At 60.6% G+C, this 1,466-nt stretch carries 1 pseudogene; it reads left to right on the top strand.

The annotated features are described in order from the left end of the window. Positions 1-1,466: pseudogene (locus ENSA5_RS36860) on the top strand (hypothetical protein); the annotation flags it as partial.

The raw sequence follows: 1,466 nt of genomic DNA, 5'->3' as shown, positions 1-1,466 counted from the left end.
GAGTTTGAGTTTGCCGAGGTGTTTGGGGAGCGGGGGGGGTTTGATGTGATCTTGGGGAATCCGCCCTGGATTAAGTTGCAATGGAGTGAGTCTGGGATCCTGGGGGATCTGCGGCCGACGCTGGAACTGCGCAAGCTGAGCGCGAAGCAGGTGGCTGATCAGCGTGACGAGGCATTGTCGTCTCCTTCGGCCCGCGCAGACTACCTCGCAGAATTCAGTGGAATGATGGGAACATTGGGATTCCTGAACGCGAGCAGCAACTACCCGCTCCTGACAGGCGTCCAGACAAATTTGTACAAGTGCTTCTTGACCCGAGCGGAACGGCTTCGGCGTAAAAGCGGAGCATGCGGCTTCCTGTGTCAGCCCGGCATTGCTGACGATCCCCGGGGAGGACACTTTCGGGAGTGGGGGTGGGCGAGCACGCGCCTGTTCGCGCGCTTCAAGAACAGCCTATTTCTTTTCGCCGACGTGCACGACAACGCGCAGTTTTGCATTCTAGTTTTTGGCCAAGCGGGAAGGGGCACCTTCTTCAATGTCTCCAACCTACTGCACCCGTCAACACTCGATGGCTCATTTGAGCACGACGGTCACGGCCCCGTGCCCGGGATCAAGGACGAGGAAGGACAATGGGACCTGCGCCCTCATGCCTCCCGGATCGTGGAGGTCGACGAGGATGCGCTGACGCTGTTCGCCAAGCTCTACGACGCACCCGGAACTCCGGCCTCGCAGGCGCGCATTCCAGTCGTTCATAGCCAAGAGATGCTCTCGGTACTGCGTCGCTTCGCGGACGCGCCGCGGAAACTGGCCGACGAAGAGGGCAACTACTACTGCACAGTTTGCTTCGACGAGACCGGTCGACAGCGAGACGGGACGATTCGACGCGAGACACGGTTCCCCAACAATCCCGGCGAGTGGGTCGTATCTGGGCCGCACTTCTTCGTGGGCACTCCGTTCAACAAGAGCCCCAACGAGGGCTGTCGGCACCGCCAAGATTACAGCGTCATCGACCTGACACAGATCAACGAAGACTACCTGCCCCGCACCAACTACGTCCCAGCGTGCTCGGCAGCCGAGTATCGCGAGCGAGCGCCAAGTTGGAAGGGCCGGCCCGTGACGGATTTCTTCCGCCACGTGCACCGGGAGATGGTCGCGCCCACCAACGAACGGACTCTGGTTCCGTGCATCCTCATCCCCGGTGCTGCGCACGTGAACACCCTGCTCGCCGTCGCGTTCAGCAGCGAGTCTCTACTCCTCGATTACTCGAGTCTCGCGCACTCGCTCGTAATCGATTTCTTCATCAAGTCGACGGGCATGGGACACGTCAACAAGACCTTATCGACTCAGCTCCCCATATCCACATCAGACTACGCACTAGCTGCGCACGACCGCACTCTCCGTCTCAACTGCCTGACCACCCACTACGCCCCCCTCTGGAACCGCAACCTCCCCGAGACCATCCTCCCCTC

It is taken from the genome of Enhygromyxa salina, from assembly GCF_002994615.1.
Taxonomy (GTDB): domain Bacteria; phylum Myxococcota_A; class Polyangia; order Nannocystales; family Nannocystaceae; genus Plesiocystis; species Plesiocystis salina_A.
Note: the sequence above shows the minus strand (reverse complement) of the source record. Positions and strands in the feature narration are given on the sequence as shown.